The following is a 19,322-nucleotide window of genomic DNA, read 5'->3' on the forward strand; positions in this document are numbered from 1 at the left end:
CCTCCTGTGCGTTATTTTTCTTAATGTAAGGTTGGCTTGCGGACTTCCGGCGCGGTCGGCTGTGAGCGCGTAAAGTTGTCGTGGCACAGCAGTGCCGCCACGCGCACGTACTCGATGATCTCTTCGAGAGACATTTCCAGCTCTTCCTGGTCTTCGTCTTCATCGTAGCCGAGCTGAGCGATATTACGCAGATCGTCGATCGCCTCACCCGCTTCGCCGGTCACTTTATCCAGTTTAGGCTGCGTCACGCCCAGCCCCAGCAGATAGTGGTTTACCCAGCCGGCCAGCGCATCGGCGCGATCGAACACGCTAACGTCGTCGCCTTCAGGCAGATAAAGCTGAAAAAGGAAGCCATCGTCTTCCAGAGAATCGCTGGTGGCGGCGTGCATTTTACGCAGCGCTTCCGCCAGCTCGTGACCAAACGCCAGCCCTTCATTCGTGAGGTCGTGGATCAGCGGCTGCCATGAGCTGTCGCTGTTTCCGCCGCACAGCATGCCACTGATCAGACCGTGCATTTCGGCAGGGGTTAAACCGACTCCCTGCTGGTTCAGTAACTGGTTTAAATCCTTGTAACCAGGCATTTCGTTCTGTATAGACATGAGCATTCGTCGTCAAAGGGGGGAAGTTTCATGATATGCTACCACTTTGGACCCTGGTGATACCAGAAAAGGGCTTGTATCTTCACATCAGGGTAGCTATAGTGTCGCCCCTTCGCAGCCCCCGGGGCCGTAAGCGAAGGCAGCGCAGTCAATCAGCAGGAAGGTGGCATGTCTGCACAACCCGTCGATCTCCAGATTTTTGGCCGTTCACTGCGAGTGAATTGTCCGCCTGAACAAAGGGATGCTTTGAATCAGGCTGCGGACGATTTGAATCAGCGGTTGCAAGATCTAAAAGAACGCACTAGAGTCACAAATACTGAGCAGCTGGTTTTCATCGCCGCGTTGAACATCAGCTATGAACTGACTCAGGAAAAAGCGAAGACCCGCGACTACGCGGCAAGCATGGAGCAGCGCATTAAAATGCTCCAGCAGACCATAGAACAGGCATTGCTTGATCAAGGTCGCAATCCCGAAAGACCGGGACCCAAGTTTGAATAACACTTCTCAGTTGACTATGGTAGAGTAACTGTGAAGACAAAATTTCTCTGAGATGTTCGCAAGCGGGCCAGTCCCCTGAGCCGATATTTCATACCACAAGAATGTGGCGCTCCATGGTTGGTGAGCATGCTCGGTCCGTCCGAGAAGCCTTAAAACTATGACGACACATTCACCTTGAACCAAGGGTTCAAGGGTTACAGCCTGCGGCGGCATCTCGGAGATTCCCTCTCTTTTCTTCTACCGACTACCATGACTCAATTCCCTGAAGTTTCTGCTTCACGCCAGGACATCCGTCAGCTAATTCGTCAGCGCCGCCGTGCGTTAACCTCCGATCAGCAAGCGCATTTTGCCCAGCAGGCCGCCGCCCGTATGATGGCGTATCCCCCTGTCCTGATGGCGCATACCGTTGCGCTGTTTCTGTCGTTTGACGGCGAGCTGGACACCCAACCGCTGATAGAGCAACTCTGGCGCGCCGGGAAGAAGGTCTATCTGCCGGTGCTGCACCCGTTTAGCGAGGGGAATCTGCTGTTTCTGCACTACCATCCGCACAGCGAGCTGGTGGTGAATCGCCTGAAAATCACCGAACCGAAACTCGACGTGCGCGACGTGCTGCCGCTGTCACAGCTGGATGTACTGATCACGCCGCTGGTGGCGTTTGATGAACAGGGCCAGCGTTTAGGGATGGGCGGCGGTTTTTATGACCGGACGCTGCAAAACTGGCAGCAGTACGGGTTGCAGCCGGTGGGCTATGCGCATGATTGTCAGGGCGTGGAGGCGTTACCGGTGGAGAAATGGGATGTGCCGTTGCCGGCGGTGGTGACGCCCAGCAAAATCTGGGTCTGGTAGAATAAAGCCGGGTGGCGCTTACGCTTACCCGGCCTACAAATGCTCAGAGTAGGTCGGGTAAGGCGCAGCCGCCACCCGACACCACAAACCGCACTATCAGTACAGCAGACGCGCGCGAATCGTCCCCGGGATGGCCTTCATGCTCAGCAGCGCTTTCTCGGCCACATCATCATCCGCTTCGATATCAATAACCACGTAGCCCATCTGCGAGTTCGTCTGCAGATACTGCGCGGCAATGTTGACGCCCTGCTCGGCAAAGATCTGGTTGATCGCGGTCAGCACGCCTGGACGGTTTTCGTGGATGTGCAGCAGACGACGACCACCGTGCAGCGGCAGAGACACTTCCGGGAAGTTCACGGCAGAGAGCGTAGAACCGTTGTCGGAGTATTTGCTCAGTTTACCCGCCACTTCCAGACCGATGTTCTCCTGCGCTTCCTGGGTGGAACCGCCAATGTGAGGCGTCAGGATCACGTTGTCGAACTCGCACAGCGGAGAGGTAAACGGATCGCTGTTGGTCGCAGGCTCCGTCGGGAACACGTCGATGGCGGCGCCCGCCAGATGCTTACGCTTCAGCGCATCGCACAGCGCAGGGATATCGACAACCGTGCCGCGCGCGGCGTTAATCAGCAGTGAGCCCGGCTTCATCAGCGCCAGCTCTTCCGCGCCCATCATGTTTTTGGTGGACGCATTTTCCGGCACGTGCAGGCTCACCACGTCACTCATGTTCAGCAGGTCAGACAGGTGTTGAACCTGGGTGGCATTCCCCAGCGGCAGCTTGCTTTCGATATCGTAAAAATAGACATGCATACCGAGAGATTCCGCCAGAATCCCCAGTTGGGTACCGATGTGGCCGTAGCCGATAATCCCCAGCTTTTTACCACGCGCTTCATATGAGCCAGACGCCAGTTTGTTCCACACGCCGCGGTGCGCCTTGGCGTTAGCTTCAGGAATGCCGCGCAGCAGAAGCAGCAGTTCGCCAATCACCAGCTCCGCCACGGAACGGGTGTTAGAGAACGGGGCATTGAAGACGGGAATACCGCGTTTCGCTGCAGCATTCAGGTCAACCTGGTTGGTACCAATGCAGAAGCAGCCGATAGCCACCAGCTTTTCCGCCGCGGCAATAACCTCTTCAGTCAGGTGAGTACGGGATCGCAGGCCAATGAAGTGGGCATCACGGATGGACGCTTTCAGCTCTTCGGTATCGAGCGCGCCTTTGTGAAATTCGATGTTGGTGTAACCTGCCGCACGAAGGCTATCGATTGCTTTTTGATGTACGCCCTCAACCAGCAGGAATTTAATCTTGTCTTTCTCCAGTGATACCTTTGCCATTTACCCGACCCTGTTTTTGTCTGAACTGATGTTGTGCTGGATATGAATCCGCCGTAGCCAACATATCAAAAAAAACTATTGCAGCAATATGAACGTTTGCGTCGGCACTCTGAAGAAAAGTCATACAGAGCAAAATGTCAGAGGAAAATGCTATGGAAATTTACAAACGCGGCAGGATCGGCAAAAGAGGCGTAAAAACGTGACACAAGTCACCGAATTTAGCTTTTCAAAAATTTTTTAGCGGGGGGAGGACTCCCCCCATCAGATCATTTTACGATGGTTTTCACGCCGTCAGCGGTGCCGATCAGCGCCACATCCGCGCCACGGTTGGCGAATAGCCCTACGGTCACTACGCCCGGAATGCCGTTGATGGCATTTTCCAGCGCAATCGCGTCAAGAATTTCCAGACCGTGAACGTCGAGGATCACGTTACCGTTATCGGTGACTACACCCTGACGGTATTCCGGACGACCGCCAAGCTTCACCAGCTGACGGGCAACCGCGCTACGGGCCATTGGGATCACTTCGACCGGCAGCGGGAAATTACCCAGAATGTCGACCTGCTTGGAGGCGTCCGCGATGCAGATAAACTTGTCTGCAACAGAGGCGATGATTTTTTCGCGTGTTAGCGCCGCGCCGCCGCCTTTGATCATCTGCATGTGGCCGTTTATTTCATCCGCGCCGTCAACGTAAATCCCCAGACGATCCACTTCGTTGAGATCGAAAACGGTAATGCCGAGGCTTTTCAGCTTTTCCGTGGAAGCATCAGAGCTGGAAACCGCGCCCTCGATATGCCCCTTCATCGTGCCCAGCGCATCGATAAAGTGTGCCGCGGTTGATCCCGTACCGACACCAACAATGGTACCCGGCTGTACGTACTGGAGAGCGGCCCATCCTACTGCTTTTTTCAGTTCATCCTGCGTCATGATCGTTTTGCCTGTGGTGTGAAAACTCAGGGCGCATTATAGAACACGTCGAATGGAATTCGTCTGCCACAAAGGGAAAATTGTGTCATAGTGCAGAATAAGCAAAATTAAGGAGTCAGCCAGAGCAATGAAACGTCCGGACTACAGAACACTACAGGCACTTGATGCAGTTATTCGTGAACGCGGTTTTGAGCGCGCGGCGCAAAAGCTTTGCATCACCCAGTCCGCCGTATCACAGCGTATAAAACAGCTTGAAAACATGTTCGGCCAGCCGCTGCTGGTGCGTACCGTGCCGCCACGTCCAACCGAGCAAGGGCAAAAACTCCTCGCCCTGCTGCGCCAGGTTGAACTGCTGGAAGACGAGTGGCTGGGTGACGAACAAACGGGCTCTACGCCGCTGCTGCTCTCTCTGGCGGTCAACGCCGACAGTCTGGCAACCTGGCTGCTGCCGGCTCTTGCGCCGGTATTAGCAGATTCCCCTATCCGCCTGAACTTACAGGTTGAAGATGAAACCCGAACCCAGGAGCGCCTGCGTCGCGGTGAAGTGGTTGGGGCCGTCAGTATTCAGCCTCAGGCGCTGCCAAGCTGTCTTGTCGATCAGCTGGGCGCACTGGACTACCTGTTTGTGGGGTCAAAAGCCTTTGCCGAGCGCTACTTCCCCAACGGCGTCACCCGCGCCGCGCTGCTGAAAGCCCCTGCCGTGGCGTTCGACCATCTGGACGATATGCATCAGGCGTTCCTGCAGCAAAACTTCGATCTGCCGCCTGGCAGCGTGCCGTGCCATATCGTCAACTCGTCTGAAGCCTTCGTGCAGCTTGCGCGCCAGGGCACCACCTGCTGCATGATCCCACACCTGCAGATTGAGAAAGAGTTGAAAAGCGGTGAGCTGATTGACCTGACGCCGGGGCTGTATCAGCGCCGGATGCTCTACTGGCACCGTTTTGCGCCGGAAAGCCGTATGATGCGCAACGTCACCGACGCGCTGCTGGCATACGGGCATAAGGTGTTGAGACAGGATTAAAAAGAAAAGCCGGGTGGAGGCTACGCCTTACCCGGCCTGCAGATTACTGAGCCGGTTTAGGCTGTGCTGCAACAGGCTCCAGCTGGAAGACCACATCGACCTGATCGTCGAACTGAATAGTTGGCTGCTCGTAAGTTTCCTGAGCGGATACCGGGGCTGCATCAGCCTTCATCATACGAACCATCGGGCTTGGCTGGTAGTTAGAGACGTGGTAACGCACGCTATAAACCGGGCCGAGCTTGCTCTTAAAGCCAGAAGCCAGCTGTTCCGCCTGGTGAATGGCATCATCAATAGCCGCTTTACGCGCTTCGTCTTTGTATTTCTCCGGTTGCGCAACGCCCAGCGACACGGAACGAATTTCGTTGAGACCCGCCTTCAGCGCACCGTCCAGCAGCGAGTTAAGCTTATCCAGCTGACGCACGGTCACTTCAACGGTACGCACGGCGCGGTAGCCCTTCAGGATGCTTTTACCATTCTGGTAGTCGTAATCGGGTTGAGTACGCAGGTTCGCAGAGTTGATATCTTTTTTACCGACACCGTTCTGCTCGAGGAAAGAGAGGTATTGCGCAACGCGATCGTCAGCCTGCTTCTTGGCCGTCGCCGCATCTTTCGCCGCCACATTCACCTCAATTGCCAGGGTTGCAACATCGGGTACCGCGTCCACGCTTGCGGTGCCTGAAGTGACGATGTGCGGGCCATCCGGCAGTTCACTTGCCTGCACCGACACCGCACCGAAACTTACTAATGCCGCCAGGGCCATCACTTTAAACTTCACTGTCATTCCTCCATGTTGCGAAGAGTGCCCATTAACAGGGCGCATGCCAGCAAGCTTAGCGGGTCTTGTTCAGTTGTCCATAAGACAAGGATTAGTTGAACAATTCCTGGACATGATGAATCCCCTCTTTCGCCAGTTGGAAAGCGATAAACCACATCACCAGGCCGACCAGGGTATTAATGATGCGCTGGGCTTTGGCCGTACGCAGGCGGGGCGCCAGCCATGCCGCCAGAATGGCGAGACCGAAGAACCACAGGAAAGAGGCGCTGATCGTACCGAGCGCAAACCAGCGCTTTGGCTCAACGTCCAGCTGTCCGCCCAGGCTGCCCAGCACCACAAAGGTGTCGAGATAAACATGCGGATTAAGCCAGGTGACCGCCAGCATGGTGACGATAATCTTCCAGCGGCCCTGCTTCATGACCTCCGCGCTCGCCAGCTCGAGGTTGCTGCTCATCGCCGTTTTCAGGGCACCAAAACCGTACCAGAGCAGAAACGCCACGCCGCCCCAGGTAACCAGCGCCAGCAGCCACGGAGACTGCATCAGCAGCGCGCTGCCGCCAAAAATCCCGGCGCAGATCAGCAGTAAATCACTTACCGCGCACAGCAGGGCAATCATCAGATGGTACTGACGGCGGATGCCCTGATTCATCACGAATGCATTTTGCGGGCCGAGCGGAAGGATCATGGCCGCACCTAAGGCAAGCCCTTGAAAATAATAAGATAGCATGACGATTTTCTCGCAGTGTTGTTCTGGAGGCTGACTATACTGCGCGAATCACATTAGAGGAAATGGATAATATTAATTGGGTATTAGCGGAGCTTATGAAAGCAAAGCCCGGTGGCGCGAGCACTTACCGGGCCTACGGGTGACGTTATTCTGCTTCTTTGACTTTTTTGACGTTTACGTCCATCTGCGGGTACGGGAAGCTGATGCCGTTGGCGTCGAAGTCGCGCTTAATGCGTTCCAGCACGTCCCAGTACACGTTTTGCAGATCGCTGCTTTTGCTCCAGATGCGCACCACAAAGTTAATGGAGGAAGCACCCAGTTCGTTCAGGCGAACCGTCTGCTCTTTGTCTTTCAGAATGCGATCGTCTGAAGCAATGATATTAGTAATCAGCGACTTCACCTGATCGATATCGGAGTCATACGCCACGCTGATAATCAGTTCGTTACGACGCACCGGTTCACGGGAGAAGTTAATAATGTTGCCTGCAATGATTTTCCCGTTCGGCACGACCACAATGCGGCCATCAACGGTACGCATAGTGGTTGAGAAAATCTGCACCTGCAGCACGGTTCCGGCAATGCCGCCCAGGTCAACGTATTCGCCGGAGCGGAACGGACGGAAGGTGACCAGCAGCACGCCTGCCGCCAGGTTTGAAAGCGAGCCCTGCAGCGCCAGACCAATGGCCAGACCGGCGGCACCGAGAACGGCGATGACGGAGGCGGTCTGCACGCCCACACGGCCCAGCGCCGCAATCAGCGTAAAGGCGATAACGCCGTAGCGCACCAGTGCGGAGAGGAAATCAGCCACCGTGGCGTCAATGTGACGGGCCAGCATCACGCGGTTAACCGCGTTCGATACGATACGCGCCACGATCATCCCGACGATGATGATGGCAATCGCCGCGACGATGTTCACGGCATAGCTCAGCAATAGCGCCTGGTTGCGTACCAGCCAGTTACCGGCGTTATTGATGCTGTCTACAACATCGAGTTGTTCCATTTATTCTTCCTTTTGTTAAACCAAAACACAAAATCCATCCCCCATGGAGACAGGCAGGTTCGTAAAGGGTAAACAAAAAGCGCCGGGTTTGCCAAACAGATCACAAAAACAGGTCTGGCAGGGTATTGAAAAAGCATAAAAAAAGGCCCGCATTTGCGGGCCTTCTGATGCTGTTAGCAGCTCAAATTACAGAACGTCGATCGCGTTCAGTTCTTTGAAAGCCTGCTCCAGACGGGTCACCATGGACGTCTGAGCAGCGCGCAGCCATACGCGTGGATCGTAGTATTTCTTGTTCGGCTGGTCTTCGCCTTTCGGGTTGCCCAGCTGGCCCTGCAGGTAAGCTTCGTTCGCTTTGTAGTACTGCAGGATACCGTCCCAGGTTGCCCACTGGGTATCGGTATCGATGTTCATTTTCACAACGCCGTAGCTTACGGAGTCTTTGATTTCCTGAGCAGAAGAACCGGAACCGCCGTGGAAGACGAAGTTCAGGCTGTTGTGCGGCAGGTTGTGTTTCTTAGACACGTATTCCTGAGAATCACGCAGGATGGTCGGGGTCAGAACCACGTTACCTGGTTTGTAAACGCCGTGTACGTTACCGAAGGACGCTGCAATGGTGAAGCGTGGGCTGATTTTGCTCAGCTCGGTGTAAGCGTAATCAACGTCTTCTGGCTGGGTGTACAGGGCAGAAGCGTCCATGTGGCTGTTGTCCACGCCGTCTTCTTCACCACCGGTGCAGCCCAGTTCGATTTCCAGGGTCATGTCCATTTTGGCCATGCGCGCCAGGTACTTAGAGCAGATTTCGATGTTTTCGTGCAGTGACTCTTCAGACAGGTCGATCATGTGAGAAGAGAACAGTGGCTTACCGGTTGCCGCGAAGTGTTTTTCACCCGCATCCAGCAGACCGTCGATCCACGGCAGCAGTTTCTTCGCGCAGTGGTCAGTGTGCAGGATAACTGGAACACCGTAGTGTTCAGCCATCTGGTGAACGTGGTGCGCACCAGAGATAGCGCCCAGGATTGCAGCACCCTGAGGAATGTCAGTTTTCACGCCTTTACCTGCGATGAACGCAGCGCCGCCGTTAGAGAACTGAACGATAACTGGAGCTTTAACTTTAGCAGCAGTTTCCAGTACGGCGTTGATGGAGTCAGTACCCACGCAGTTAACTGCTGGCAGAGCGAAGTTGTTTTCTTTAGCTACCTGGAACACTTTCTGTACGTCATCACCAGTGATAACGCCAGGTTTTACGAAATCAAAAATTTTAGACATGTTGCTTAGTCCTGTATCTTCGGCCGTTAGAAAAGGTGCGAGCTCTTAAAAGCGCGCTGAAAATTGGGCAGGTTTCCCTGCCCTTGAATGGCTTACTTCTTAGCGCGCTCTTCGAGCATTGCTACTGCTGGCAGTACTTTGCCTTCCACGAATTCGAGGAATGCACCGCCACCAGTGGAGATGTAGGAGATCTTGTCAGCGATACCGAACAGGTCGATTGCTGCCAGGGTGTCACCACCGCCTGCGATAGAGAACGCTTCGCTGTCTGCGATAGCGTTAGCAACGATTTCAGTACCTTTGCGGAAGTTCGGGAATTCGAACACGCCAACAGGACCGTTCCACAGGATAGTTTTTGCGTTTTTGAGGATTTCAGCCAGTTTCTGTGCAGAAACGTCGCCCAGGTCCAGAATCTGCTCTTCGTCTTTGATGTCGTTTACAGATTTCAGGGTCGCGGTTGCGGTTTCGGAGAACTCGGTCGCGACGCGAACGTCAGTTGGAACCGGGATATCACAGGTACCCAGCAGGCGTTTGGCTTCGTCAACCAGGTCTGCTTCGTACAGGGATTTACCGACGTTGTGGCCCTGAGCGGCAACGAAGGTATTCGCGATACCACCGCCAACGATCAGCTGGTCAGCGATTTTAGACAGGGAATCCAGAACGGTCAGTTTGGTAGAAACTTTAGAACCACCAACGATAGCCACCATCGGACGAGCTGGTTCTTTCAGTGCTTTACCCAGCGCTTCCAGTTCGTCAGCCAGCAGAGGACCGGCACACGCTACGTCTGCGAATTTACCGATACCGTGGGTTGACGCCTGTGCACGGTGAGCAGTACCGAAGGCATCCATCACGAATACGTCGCACAGTGCAGCGTATTTTTTGGACAGGGTTTCGTCGTCTTTCTTCTCGCCTTTGTTGAAGCGAACGTTTTCCAGAACAACCAGTTCACCGGCAGCCACTTCAACGCCGTCCAGGTAATCTTTTACCAGGCGAACCGGGTTGGACAGTTTGTCTTTCAGGTAATTAACCACTGGCAGCAGAGAGAACTCTTCGTTGTACTCGCCTTCAGTTGGACGACCCAGGTGGGAGGTGACCATCACTTTCGCGCCCTGCTTCAGAGCCAGTTCGATGGTTGGCAGAGATGCACGGATACGCGCGTCGCTGGTCACTTTGCCATCTTTAACCGGTACGTTCAGATCGGCACGGATGAAAACGCGTTTACCAGCCAGATCCAGATCGGTCATCTTAATTACAGACATGGTGAATCCTCTCGTTGATTCTTAAAGTTTTGCAGACGCACGATGCGTCTTACCTGAAACCTTGAGCGGCCATTGCTAACGTGGTGTCGAGCATTCGGTTAGCAAAGCCCCATTCGTTATCACACCAGACCAGCGTCTTGATAAGGTGTGCCCCACTGACTCTCGTTTGCGTACCATCGACGATGGCGCTGTGCGGGTCGTGGTTAAAATCTACTGAGACCAACGGTAATTCCGTATAGTCAACTATACCATGAAATGCCCCCTGTGCCGCTTTTTGCAGCAACAGGTTGACTTCACAGGCTTTTACAGGTTTTTTTACCGTCACGCTAAGGTCGATTGCGGTAACGTTAATCGTCGGAACACGCACGGCAATCGCTTCAAACCTGTCATTAAACTGCGGAAAAATTCGGGTGATCCCTGCCGCCAGTTTCGTATCTACCGGAATAATTGACTGGCTCGCCGCGCGAGTGCGTCGTAAATCCGGATGGTAGGCGTCGATAACCTGCTGATCGTGCATTGCGGAATGAATCGTGGTCACGGTGCCGGATTCAATGCCATACGCATCGTCTAAAAGTTTGATGACCGGAATAATGCAGTTGGTGGTACAGGAGGCGTTGGAAACAATGCGGTGTTCGGCCTGCAGCTCATGCTGGTTGACGCCAAACACGACTGTCGCGTCGAGGTCATTACTGCAGGGATGAGAAAACAGGACTTTTTTCGCGCCTGCAGCCAGATGCGCTTCGCCGTGTTCGCGGTTGCCATAAACACCGGTACAGTCAAGCACGACATCCACACCCAGTTCACGCCAGGGTAGCCCGGAAATGCTGTTCTCATGCAGAACACGAATAGCGTCATCACCCACAAAAAGCAGATCTCTTTCCTGGCGCACATCCCAGGCGAAACGTCCGTGGCTGGTGTCATACTTCAATAAATGCGCCATGCCCGCAGCATCCGCCAGTTCATTGATTGCCACCACGGTTATTTCCGCCCGACGTCCGGATTCATACAAAGCACGAACCACGTTACGCCCGATGCGACCGAAGCCATTAATCGCTACGCGTACGGTCATAGATCTCCTGCAAAGCAATCCCTGAGTTTGAGGTGGCTGAAAGAGTAATCCAGCTACGCCCGAAGGGGAATCCTTGCTGTCACAAACTGCGATTGATTGGTCAATTGTCGAACATTTAATCGACTGAAACGCTTCAGCAAGAATAAGCGAATCGGGGAATAAAAGGAATGTCTGTCCAGATGAATAAGCGAGCTATATGACTTGCGTCACATTTTAGGTGGAATAATGACGCAAAAAAAGCCGGGTGGCGCGCTAGCGCTTACCCGGCCTACTTTCGAGCCATTTGTAGACCCGGTAAGCGTAGCGCCACCGGGCAAAACGGCGATTACAGCAGTTCTTTCGCTTTCGCGACAACGTTCTCAACGGTGAAGCCGAACTCTTCGAACAGCTGCTCTGCCGGAGCAGACTCACCGAAGGTGGTCATACCGACGATGGCACCGTTCAGGCCCACGTATTTGAACCAGTAGTCAGCGATACCCGCTTCCACTGCCACACGCGCGGAAACCGCTTTAGGCAGAACGGATTCACGGTAAGCGGCATCCTGCTTGTCAAACGCATCGGTAGACGGCATGGAGACCACGCGCGCCTTCACGCCTTCGGCAGTCAGTTTTTCCCATGCGGCAACAGCCAGCTCAACTTCAGAACCGGTAGCGATGAAGATCAGCTCAGGCTGGCCCGCGCAATCTTTCAGCACGTAACCACCGCGAGCGATGTTCGCCAGCTGCTCAGGGGTACGCTCCTGCTGCGCCAGGTTCTGACGGGAGAGGATCAGCGCGGTTGGACCGTCCTTACGCTCAACGCCGTATTTCCACGCCACCGCGGATTCAACCTGGTCACATGGACGCCATGTGCTCATGTTCGGGGTCACGCGCAGGGAAGCCACCTGCTCTACCGGCTGGTGAGTTGGGCCGTCTTCGCCAAGACCGATGGAGTCGTGGGTGTAGACCATCACCTGACGCTGTTTCATCAGCGCCGCCATACGCACGGCGTTACGGGCATATTCAACGAACATCAGGAAGGTAGAGGTGTACGGCAGGAAACCACCGTGCAGGGAGATACCGTTGGCAATCGCGGTCATACCGAATTCACGTACACCGTAATGGATGTAGTTACCGGCAGTGTCTTCGTTGATTGGCTTAGAACCGGACCACAGGGTCAGGTTAGATGGCGCCAGGTCAGCGGAGCCGCCCAGGAATTCTGGCAGCCATGGGCCGAACGCTTCAATCGCATTCTGAGACGCTTTACGGCTCGCGATTTTAGACGGGTTCGCCTGCAGCTTAGCGATAAACTCGTTCGCTTTCGCGTCGAAGTCAGACGGCATGTCACCTTTCATACGACGGGTGAATTCAGCCGCTTCCTGCGGGAAGGCTTTCGCGTAAGCAGCGAACTTCTCGTTCCAGGCCGCTTCTTTCGCCTGGCCTACTTCTTTTGCATCCCACTGAGCGTAAATCTCTGATGGGATTTCGAATGCAGGGTGTTTCCAGCCCAGCGCTTCGCGGGTCAGTGCGATTTCTGCATCACCCAGCGGCGCGCCGTGGGAGTCGTGCGTACCCGCTTTGTTCGGTGAACCGAAGCCGATGATGGTTTTGCACATCAGCAGGGACGGCTTGTCCGTCACCGCGCGCGCTTCTTCCACTGCACGTTTAATCGAGTCAGCATCGTGACCATCAACGCCACGCACAACGTGCCAGCCGTAGGCTTCGAAACGTGCTGCGGTGTCGTCGGTGAACCAGCCTTCAACGTGACCGTCGATGGAGATACCGTTGTCGTCATAGAACGCAACCAGTTTACCCAGCTTCAGGGTACCTGCCAGGGAGCACACTTCGTGAGAAATGCCTTCCATCATGCAGCCGTCGCCCATGAACGCGTAGGTGAAGTGGTCAACGATGTCGTGACCAGGCCGGTTGAACTGCGCCGCCAGGGTCTTCTCTGCAATCGCCATACCCACGGCGTTAGCAATACCCTGACCCAGCGGGCCGGTGGTGGTTTCTACGCCAGCGGTGTAGCCCACTTCCGGGTGACCTGGAGTTTTGGAGTGCAGCTGACGGAAGTTTTTCAGCTCTTCGATAGGCAGATCGTAGCCGGTGAGGTGCAGCAGGCTATAGATCAGCATAGAGCCGTGGCCGTTGGATAGCACGAAGCGGTCGCGGTCAGCCCATGACGGGTTCTGCGGGTTGTGGTTCAGGAAATCACGCCACAGGACTTCGGCGATATCAGCCATACCCATAGGGGCCCCTGGGTGGCCGGATTTGGCTTTCTGAACTGCGTCCATGCTCAGCGCACGAATAGCATTAGCAAGCTCTTTACGTGAGGACATTTTAACTCCAGATCGGACTGTTAAAGGCCATGCCCTTGACGACAGCGCGTTTTGGGCTACGCCGGAAAAAAGTGCCAACAATGTAACCCAAGCGGCATGCCATGTACATGGACCATTCTTTTGCAGCTTAAGAAATCTCTGGATCATGCTCGCATGTTGCGCAATCTACTCGCCCGGCCCTGTAGATATTCCTTATACTTAGCCCGACACCGGCTTCGCTGACGGTGACCTTTTCGGATTTTATTCAGATTAACGAGTACGGAAGCAACCTCATGAAAATGCGTGCAATAGTGCTGGCCCTGGGTACAACGCTCCTGCTGAGCGGCTGTCAGAATATGGATTCTAACGGTCTGATGACGTCAGGGGCAGAGGCCTTTCAGGCCTATTCCCTGAGCGATGCGCAGGTGAAAGCGCTGAGCGACCAGGCCTGTAAAGATATGGACGGAAAAGCCACGCTTGCGCCGGCCAACAGTACCTACACGCAGCGTCTGAATAAGATTGCTTCCGCGCTGGGCGATAACATCAACGGCCAGCCGGTGAACTACAAGGTGTACATGGCGAAAGACGTCAACGCCTTCGCGATGGCGAACGGCTGTATCCGCGTCTACAGCGGACTGATGGACATGATGACCGACAATGAAGTGGAAGCGGTTATCGGCCATGAAATGGGCCACGTTGCCCTGGGCCACGTGAAGAAAGGGATGCAGGTTGCCCTGGGCACCAATGCCATCCGCGCAGCGGCGGCCTCTGCAGGCGGTATCGTTGGCAGCCTGTCGCAGTCACAGCTTGGGGACGTGGGTGAAAAGCTGGTTAACTCTCAGTTCTCACAGCGTCAGGAGTCCGAGGCGGATGACTACTCCTACGATCTGTTGCGCAAACGCGGCATTAATCCATCAGGCTTAGCCACCAGCTTCGAAAAACTGGCCAAGCTGGAAGCCGGACGTCAAAGCTCCATGTTTGACGATCACCCGGCCTCAGAAGAACGCGCACAGCATATTCGCGACCGTATGGCCGCAGACGGAATTAAATAATTTCAGAAGGAGGCAGTTTTGCCTCCTTTTTATTTCGCATGAATTGTTAACTTAACAGCACGTATCGATAACACCCCTGAAAGCCCCGCCAAATCTGCCCTATGACATTGAAATGTCTGGTCACATAATTATTGCAAAGGTCACTTTTTCCGGTAATTATCACCTCCGCAGTTATTCAAATTAATATATCCAGACAGAGACGTTCCCTCCGTGAAAAAAGAATTATCATTAGTTGCTTTAAGCTTATTTGCCGCATTACCTGCCGCTGCAAGCCAGCAATCCGACAGCCAGGGTTTTATTGACGACAGCCGTCTGGACCTGTTTTTCCGCAATGCGTATATCAGCCGCGACTACCATCAGGGCCAGCAGGACAAAGCCGAATGGGGTCAGGGGATCATCGCCACGTTTGCATCCGGCTATACCGAAGGGCTGGTGGGCTTTGGTGTGGACGGTATTGCTCAATACGGCGTGCGCCTGGACGGCGGTCGCGGCAAAAGCGGCGCAGGCGGCATCGACTTCTTTAAGCAGGAAGACGACGGCCGGGCAAAATCCGATCTGGCAAAGTTTGGCGCAACCGCCAAAATGCGCATCTCGAATACCGTACTGAGCTACGGGAATCAGCGTCCTGAATTGCCTATCGTCAATGCCGACAGCTCTCGCCTGCTGTTTGAAAGCTACACCGGCGCTATGCTGACCTCAAAAGAGATCGACGGTCTGGAAATCAACGCCGGTTATTTCACCGACGAGCAGCGTAAAAGTGACGATCGCCACGACAGCGGACTGAAGAGCCTCTCCTTCGGCGGCGCGAGCTACCAGTTTAACGACCAGTTCAGCGGCGCGCTTTACGCCTCTCATAATGAAGAGGTGATGAACAAGCAGTACCTGGGCCTGAACTTCAAGCAGCCGTTCAGCACCGGACAGCAGCTGGTGCTCGACTTCAACGGCTATAACTCCCGTCTCGACCAGGGTTACGCGGACAGCCTCGATACGGGCCGCAGCAACGCTATCTGGAGCCTGGCGGCGAGCTACATCTGGGATATTCACACGTTCAAAGTAGCGTACCAGCAGAGCAGCGGCAGCACCGGCTACAACTACGGCGGCTATCGTGACAAGGGCGGCGTGGGTGACGGTGGTAACACCATCTGGCTGGCGAACTCCTACTGGTCAGATTTTAACGGCGAAGATGAACGTTCATGGCAGGCTTCCTACGGTCTGGACTTTAGCGGCCTTGGCTTACCGGGCCTGAGCTGGACCACCGCCTACGTGCGTGGCGATAACATCAAAACCTCTGAAACCAGCAACGGCAAAGAGCACGAGTGGTTTAACCAGATCCAGTACCAGGTGCAGGATGGTCCGGCTAAGGATCTGAAGCTTAAACTGCGCTACTCCGTCCTGCGCGTCTCCAGCAATGCCAGCGAGTACAACGTGGGCGGGGACGAGATCCGCGCTTACGTGGAATACCCGTTTAACGTGTTCTAAAGGCAATAAAAAACCTCTCAATAGAGAGGTTTTTTTTCACGCCAGGCGAGGCTTATTCGCCTTTTTTAGCTGCCTGAATGTAGAGCATTTCCAGTGCCAGGGTCGCTGCGGCCAGCGCAGTGATCTCGGACTGGTCATAGGCAGGCGCCACTTCCACCACGTCCATCCCGACAATGTTCAGATCCTTCAGGCCGCGCACCAGCTTGATGGCACGATCTGAGGTCAAACCGCCGATGACCGGCGTACCGGTACCGGGAGCAAATGCCGGATCCAGGCAGTCGATGTCGAAGGTCAGATAGACAGGCATATCACCCACAATCTGCTTCACCTGAGCGAGGATGTCATCCACGCCGCGGTCGTTAACCTGACCCGCATCCAGCACGGTGAAGCCGTTATCTTTGTCGAACTCGGTGCGAATACCGATCTGCACGGAGTGGTTCGGGTCGATCAGACCTTCGTTCGGCGCGGTAAAGAACATGGTGCCGTGGTCAAACTCACAGCCGTTCGCGTAGGTGTCGGTATGCGCATCAAAGTGTACCAGCGCCATTTTACCGAAGTGCTTCGCGTGGGCGCGCAGCAGCGGCAGGGTCACGAAGTGGTCGCCGCCGAAGGAGAGCATGCGCTTACCGGCAGCCAGCAGCTTCTCGGCGTGCGCCTGCAGCTTTTCGCTCATCTCACGCGCGTCGCCGAAGGCATACACCAGGTCACCGCAGTCCACCACGTTCAGGCGCTCGCGCATGTCGAAGTTCCACGGGAAGCGGTTGTGCTCCCAGGCCAGGTTAGTGGAAACCTGACGGATCGCCGCCGGGCCGTGACGACCACCCGCGCGGCCAGATGTCGCCATATCGAACGGCACGCCGGTGATCACCCAGTCAGCGTCGCTGTCGTACGGCTGGAAGTTCATCGGAAGGCGTAAAAAACCAAACGCGTTAGATACCAGAGAGTTATCGTACTGATGACCTAAAGTGCTCATGTCCTGACCTCTTTTAAAGTCGATACATTAAAAACAGATGAAAAAAAATCCCCTCCGCGTCGTTAAACCCGACGAGGAAGGGATTGATTCGTAAATCGCTTATTAGGGCGAATTATCGCCGGTAATGCATACGGGTTCAAGTGAGTATAGCATTCTGCCGGATGGCGGCTTCGCCTTATCCGGCCTACATTCGTAGGCCTGGTAAGCGCAGCGCCACCGGGCATCAACGACTATTCGTCTTCCAGATACGTATATCCGTACAGACCCGCTTCAAACTCTTCCAGGAACTGCTGCTGGAGCGCGTCGTCCAGACCGGTGTTTTTCACCTGATCGCGGAACTGTGTCAGCAGGGTTTTCGGATCGAGCTGAACGTATTCCAGCATGTCCGCCACGGTGTCCCCTTCATCGGACAGCTCAACTTCCACGCTGCCGTCAGGGAACACGAACACGTCCACCGCTTCGGTATCACCGAACAGGTTATGCATGTTGCCGAGGATCTCCTGATACGCGCCGACCATAAAGAAGCCCAGCATCGGCGGGTTCTCCGGGTCGTATTCCGGCATTGGCATTGTCGTTGCGATACCGTCGCCGTCAACATAGTGGTCGATAGCACCGTCGGAATCGCAGGTAATGTCCAGCAGCACCGCGCGACGTTCCGGGGCGTGGTTCAGCCCTTCCAGCGGCAGAACCGGGAACAGCTGATCGATACCCCAGGCATCCGGCATCGACTGGAACAGCGAGAAGTTGACGTAAATCTTATCCGCCATACGCTCCTGCAGCTCGTCGATAATCGGACGGTGCGCGCGGTTGCTCGGGTCGAGCTGTTTCTGCACTTCATGGCACATGTTCAGATAGAGCTGCTCCGCCCACGCGCGCTCCTGCAGGCTGAAGGTGCCTGAAGAATAGCCCACGTGAATATCGTGCAGGTCCATCTGGCTGTCGTGCAGCCATTCGCGCAGGGAACGACGCGTGCCCGGCTCGTGCATCTCCTGCCAGGTTTCCCACATGCTCTGCAGGGAACGCGGCGCATCGTCTGCCGGCGGCGTCGCTTCGGTGGTTTCGCTGCGCTCAACGCCGATGATGTTCGAGACCAGCACCGTATGGTGCGCGGTGACCGCGCGACCGGATTCGGTGATCACCGTCGGGTGCGGCAGGCCGTTCTCTTCACAGGCATCGCCGATAGCCCAGATGATGTTGTTCGCATATTCGTTCAGGCCGTAGTTCACGGAGCAGTCAGACTGCGAGCGGGTCCCTTCGTAGTCCACGCCCAGGCCGCCGCCCACGTCGAAGCACTGAATATTTACGCCAAGCTTATGCAGCTCAACGTAGAAACGCGCTGACTCACGCACGCCGGTCGCAATATCGCGAATGTTGGCCATCTGCGAGCCGAGGTGGAAGTGCAGCAGCTGAATGCTGTCCAGACGACCGCGCTCGCGCAGGATTTCCACCAGCTGCAGTACCTGGTTTGCCGCCAGGCCGAACTTGGATTTTTCGCCGCCGGAGGACTGCCATTTGCCGGAACCCTGTGACGCCAGACGCGCACGCACGCCAAGGCGTGGCACCACGTTCAGACGCTCGGCCTCTTCCAGCACGATGGCGATTTCGGTCATCTTTTCGATAACCAGATAGACCTTGTGGCCCATCTTCTCGCCAATCAGCGCCAGACGAATGTATTCACGGTCTTTATAGCCGTTACAGACGATCACTGAACGGGTCATGCCCGCATGCGCCAGAACCGCCATCAGTTCCGCTTTGGAACCTGCTTCCAGACCCAGCGGCTCGCCGGAGTGGATCAGAGATTCAATTACGCGGCGGTGCTGGTTCACCTTGATCGGGTAAACCAGGAAGTAGTCACCTTTATAACCGTAGGACTCACGCGCGCGCTTAAACGCGGCGTTAATCGAACGCAGGCGATGTTGCAGGATCTGCGGGAAGCAGAACAGTGCAGGCAAACGCTGGCCCTGAGCTTCACGGGCTTTAACCAGCTTCGCGAGATCCACGCGCGCTTCAGGGACGTCCGGATCCGGGCAGACGCTGATGTGGCCCAGTTCGTTGACGTCGTAATAGTTATTGCCCCACCAGGCAATATTGTAAGTGCGCAGCATCTTGCTGGCTTCCTCGGAGCTCATCGCAACCTCCTGCATAGAACGTAGTACACCCTGTTCGCCCGCTGACGAAGGCGAAAAAGAAGACATGTCGTCAGACATAGC

General features: G+C 55.3%; 17 protein-coding genes and 1 other RNA gene. 6 read left to right on the plus strand and 12 right to left on the minus strand.

Going from position 1 to position 19,322, the window contains the following annotated elements; genetic code table 11:
• Window positions 1-20 precede the first annotated feature (20 nt).
• Window positions 21-599 (minus strand): YecA/YgfB family protein, encoded by a 579-nt coding sequence (locus tag FOY93_RS18375; protein ID WP_029739212.1) that lies wholly within the window; start codon window positions 597-599, stop codon window positions 21-23.
• 168 nt (window positions 600-767) lie between these two features.
• Between FOY93_RS18375 and zapA the strand changes: the two genes are divergently transcribed.
• The 3 genes from zapA to FOY93_RS18390 all read left to right on the plus strand — a co-directional run bounded on the left by zapA (window position 768) and on the right by FOY93_RS18390 (window position 1,943).
• Window positions 768-1,097 carry a cell division protein ZapA gene (gene zapA / locus FOY93_RS18380; protein ID WP_006811891.1) on the plus strand — a complete coding sequence of 110 codons (330 nt, stop codon included), beginning with the start codon at window positions 768-770 and terminating at the stop codon, window positions 1,095-1,097.
• A 41-nt stretch (window positions 1,098-1,138) separates the two neighbouring features.
• Window positions 1,139-1,322: non-coding RNA, 6S RNA (gene ssrS, locus FOY93_RS18385), on the plus strand.
• A gap of 24 nt (window positions 1,323-1,346) precedes the next feature.
• Window positions 1,347-1,943 carry a 5-formyltetrahydrofolate cyclo-ligase gene (locus FOY93_RS18390; RefSeq protein ID WP_111963212.1) on the plus strand — a complete coding sequence of 199 codons (597 nt, stop codon included), beginning with the start codon at window positions 1,347-1,349 and terminating at the stop codon, window positions 1,941-1,943.
• 96 nt (window positions 1,944-2,039) lie between these two features.
• On the opposite strand, the gene serA is transcribed toward FOY93_RS18390, so the two are convergent.
• Window positions 2,040-3,272, minus strand: coding sequence for a phosphoglycerate dehydrogenase (gene serA / locus FOY93_RS18395; RefSeq protein ID WP_127732258.1), 1,233 nt, complete (start codon window positions 3,270-3,272; stop codon window positions 2,040-2,042).
• Between the two features lie 266 nt (window positions 3,273-3,538).
• The gene (gene rpiA / locus FOY93_RS18400; RefSeq protein WP_143345512.1) at window positions 3,539-4,198 is read right to left on the minus strand and encodes a ribose-5-phosphate isomerase RpiA; all 660 of its coding nucleotides are present in this window, start codon (window positions 4,196-4,198) and stop codon (window positions 3,539-3,541) included.
• A 127-nt stretch (window positions 4,199-4,325) separates the two neighbouring features.
• On the opposite strand from rpiA, the gene argP reads away from it, so the two are divergent.
• Window positions 4,326-5,219 carry a DNA-binding transcriptional regulator ArgP gene (gene argP / locus FOY93_RS18405; protein WP_008499727.1) on the plus strand — a complete coding sequence of 298 codons (894 nt, stop codon included), beginning with the start codon at window positions 4,326-4,328 and terminating at the stop codon, window positions 5,217-5,219.
• A gap of 43 nt (window positions 5,220-5,262) precedes the next feature.
• Here the strand turns inward: argP and FOY93_RS18410 are convergent, their stop codons facing one another.
• The 7 genes from FOY93_RS18410 to tkt form a co-directional block, all read right to left on the minus strand.
• Window positions 5,263-5,994: an oxidative stress defense protein gene (locus FOY93_RS18410; RefSeq protein WP_008499728.1), complete on the minus strand. Its 732-nt coding sequence runs from the start codon at window positions 5,992-5,994 to the stop codon at window positions 5,263-5,265.
• Window positions 5,995-6,085: 91 nt separating this feature from the next.
• A complete protein-coding gene (gene argO, locus FOY93_RS18415) occupies window positions 6,086-6,721 on the minus strand; it encodes an arginine exporter ArgO (protein WP_136195098.1) in 636 nt (211 codons plus the stop codon).
• A gap of 145 nt (window positions 6,722-6,866) precedes the next feature.
• Window positions 6,867-7,721, minus strand: a complete 855-nt coding sequence (locus tag FOY93_RS18420; protein ID WP_111963216.1) for a small-conductance mechanosensitive channel MscS — start codon at window positions 7,719-7,721, stop codon at window positions 6,867-6,869.
• A gap of 186 nt (window positions 7,722-7,907) precedes the next feature.
• Window positions 7,908-8,987 carry a class II fructose-bisphosphate aldolase gene (gene fbaA, locus FOY93_RS18425; RefSeq protein WP_008499731.1) on the minus strand — a complete coding sequence of 360 codons (1,080 nt, stop codon included), beginning with the start codon at window positions 8,985-8,987 and terminating at the stop codon, window positions 7,908-7,910.
• 92 nt (window positions 8,988-9,079) lie between these two features.
• Window positions 9,080-10,243: a phosphoglycerate kinase gene (gene pgk, locus FOY93_RS18430; RefSeq protein ID WP_023309116.1), complete on the minus strand. Its 1,164-nt coding sequence runs from the start codon at window positions 10,241-10,243 to the stop codon at window positions 9,080-9,082.
• Window positions 10,244-10,292: 49 nt separating this feature from the next.
• On the minus strand, window positions 10,293-11,312 hold the full coding sequence (epd, locus tag FOY93_RS18435; protein ID WP_143345514.1) for an erythrose-4-phosphate dehydrogenase: 1,020 nt from the start codon (window positions 11,310-11,312) through the stop codon (window positions 10,293-10,295).
• A gap of 325 nt (window positions 11,313-11,637) precedes the next feature.
• Entirely contained in the window at window positions 11,638-13,629 is a 1,992-nt protein-coding gene (tkt, locus tag FOY93_RS18440) for a transketolase (protein ID WP_111963218.1), read from the minus strand.
• Window positions 13,630-13,901: 272 nt separating this feature from the next.
• On the opposite strand from tkt, the gene loiP reads away from it, so the two are divergent.
• Together loiP and FOY93_RS18455 are read left to right on the plus strand one after the other, a co-directional pair.
• A complete protein-coding gene (loiP, locus tag FOY93_RS18450; RefSeq protein ID WP_021242066.1) occupies window positions 13,902-14,660 on the plus strand; it encodes a metalloprotease LoiP in 759 nt (252 codons plus the stop codon).
• 210 nt (window positions 14,661-14,870) lie between these two features.
• Window positions 14,871-16,139, plus strand: a complete 1,269-nt coding sequence (locus FOY93_RS18455) for an OprD family outer membrane porin (RefSeq protein WP_143345515.1) — start codon at window positions 14,871-14,873, stop codon at window positions 16,137-16,139.
• A 52-nt stretch (window positions 16,140-16,191) separates the two neighbouring features.
• On the opposite strand, the gene speB is transcribed toward FOY93_RS18455, so the two are convergent.
• Complete coding sequence (speB, locus tag FOY93_RS18460) at window positions 16,192-17,112, minus strand: agmatinase (RefSeq protein WP_008499737.1); 921 nt, start codon at window positions 17,110-17,112, stop codon at window positions 16,192-16,194.
• 230 nt (window positions 17,113-17,342) lie between these two features.
• Window positions 17,343-19,319 carry a biosynthetic arginine decarboxylase gene (gene speA, locus FOY93_RS18465; RefSeq protein ID WP_008499744.1) on the minus strand — a complete coding sequence of 659 codons (1,977 nt, stop codon included), beginning with the start codon at window positions 19,317-19,319 and terminating at the stop codon, window positions 17,343-17,345.
• Window positions 19,320-19,322 lie beyond the last annotated feature (3 nt).

This window comes from Enterobacter sp. 18A13 (assembly GCF_007035975.1).
GTDB lineage: Bacteria > Pseudomonadota > Gammaproteobacteria > Enterobacterales > Enterobacteriaceae > Enterobacter > Enterobacter vonholyi.

What these genes read in the sequence shown, in the direction of transcription:
- FOY93_RS18420 (WP_111963216.1), bottom strand. Translation starts at nt 7,721, where the DNA reads ATGGAACAACTCGATGTTGTAGACAGCATCAATAACGCCGGTAACTGG.
- tkt (WP_111963218.1), bottom strand. Translation starts at nt 13,629, where the DNA reads ATGTCCTCACGTAAAGAGCTTGCTAATGCTATTCGTGCGCTGAGCATG.
- FOY93_RS18390 (WP_111963212.1), top strand. Translation starts at nt 1,347, where the DNA reads ATGACTCAATTCCCTGAAGTTTCTGCTTCACGCCAGGACATCCGTCAG.
- FOY93_RS18375 (WP_029739212.1), bottom strand. Translation starts at nt 599, where the DNA reads ATGTCTATACAGAACGAAATGCCTGGTTACAAGGATTTAAACCAGTTA.
- serA (WP_127732258.1), bottom strand. Translation starts at nt 3,272, where the DNA reads ATGGCAAAGGTATCACTGGAGAAAGACAAGATTAAATTCCTGCTGGTT.
- speB (WP_008499737.1), bottom strand. Translation starts at nt 17,112, where the DNA reads ATGAGCACTTTAGGTCATCAGTACGATAACTCTCTGGTATCTAACGCG.
- pgk (WP_023309116.1), bottom strand. Translation starts at nt 10,243, where the DNA reads ATGTCTGTAATTAAGATGACCGATCTGGATCTGGCTGGTAAACGCGTT.
- zapA (WP_006811891.1), top strand. Translation starts at nt 768, where the DNA reads ATGTCTGCACAACCCGTCGATCTCCAGATTTTTGGCCGTTCACTGCGA.
- rpiA (WP_143345512.1), bottom strand. Translation starts at nt 4,198, where the DNA reads ATGACGCAGGATGAACTGAAAAAAGCAGTAGGATGGGCCGCTCTCCAG.
- epd (WP_143345514.1), bottom strand. Translation starts at nt 11,312, where the DNA reads ATGACCGTACGCGTAGCGATTAATGGCTTCGGTCGCATCGGGCGTAAC.
- loiP (WP_021242066.1), top strand. Translation starts at nt 13,902, where the DNA reads ATGAAAATGCGTGCAATAGTGCTGGCCCTGGGTACAACGCTCCTGCTG.
- argO (WP_136195098.1), bottom strand. Translation starts at nt 6,721, where the DNA reads ATGCTATCTTATTATTTTCAAGGGCTTGCCTTAGGTGCGGCCATGATC.
- argP (WP_008499727.1), top strand. Translation starts at nt 4,326, where the DNA reads ATGAAACGTCCGGACTACAGAACACTACAGGCACTTGATGCAGTTATT.
- fbaA (WP_008499731.1), bottom strand. Translation starts at nt 8,987, where the DNA reads ATGTCTAAAATTTTTGATTTCGTAAAACCTGGCGTTATCACTGGTGAT.
- speA (WP_008499744.1), bottom strand. Translation starts at nt 19,319, where the DNA reads ATGTCTGACGACATGTCTTCTTTTTCGCCTTCGTCAGCGGGCGAACAG.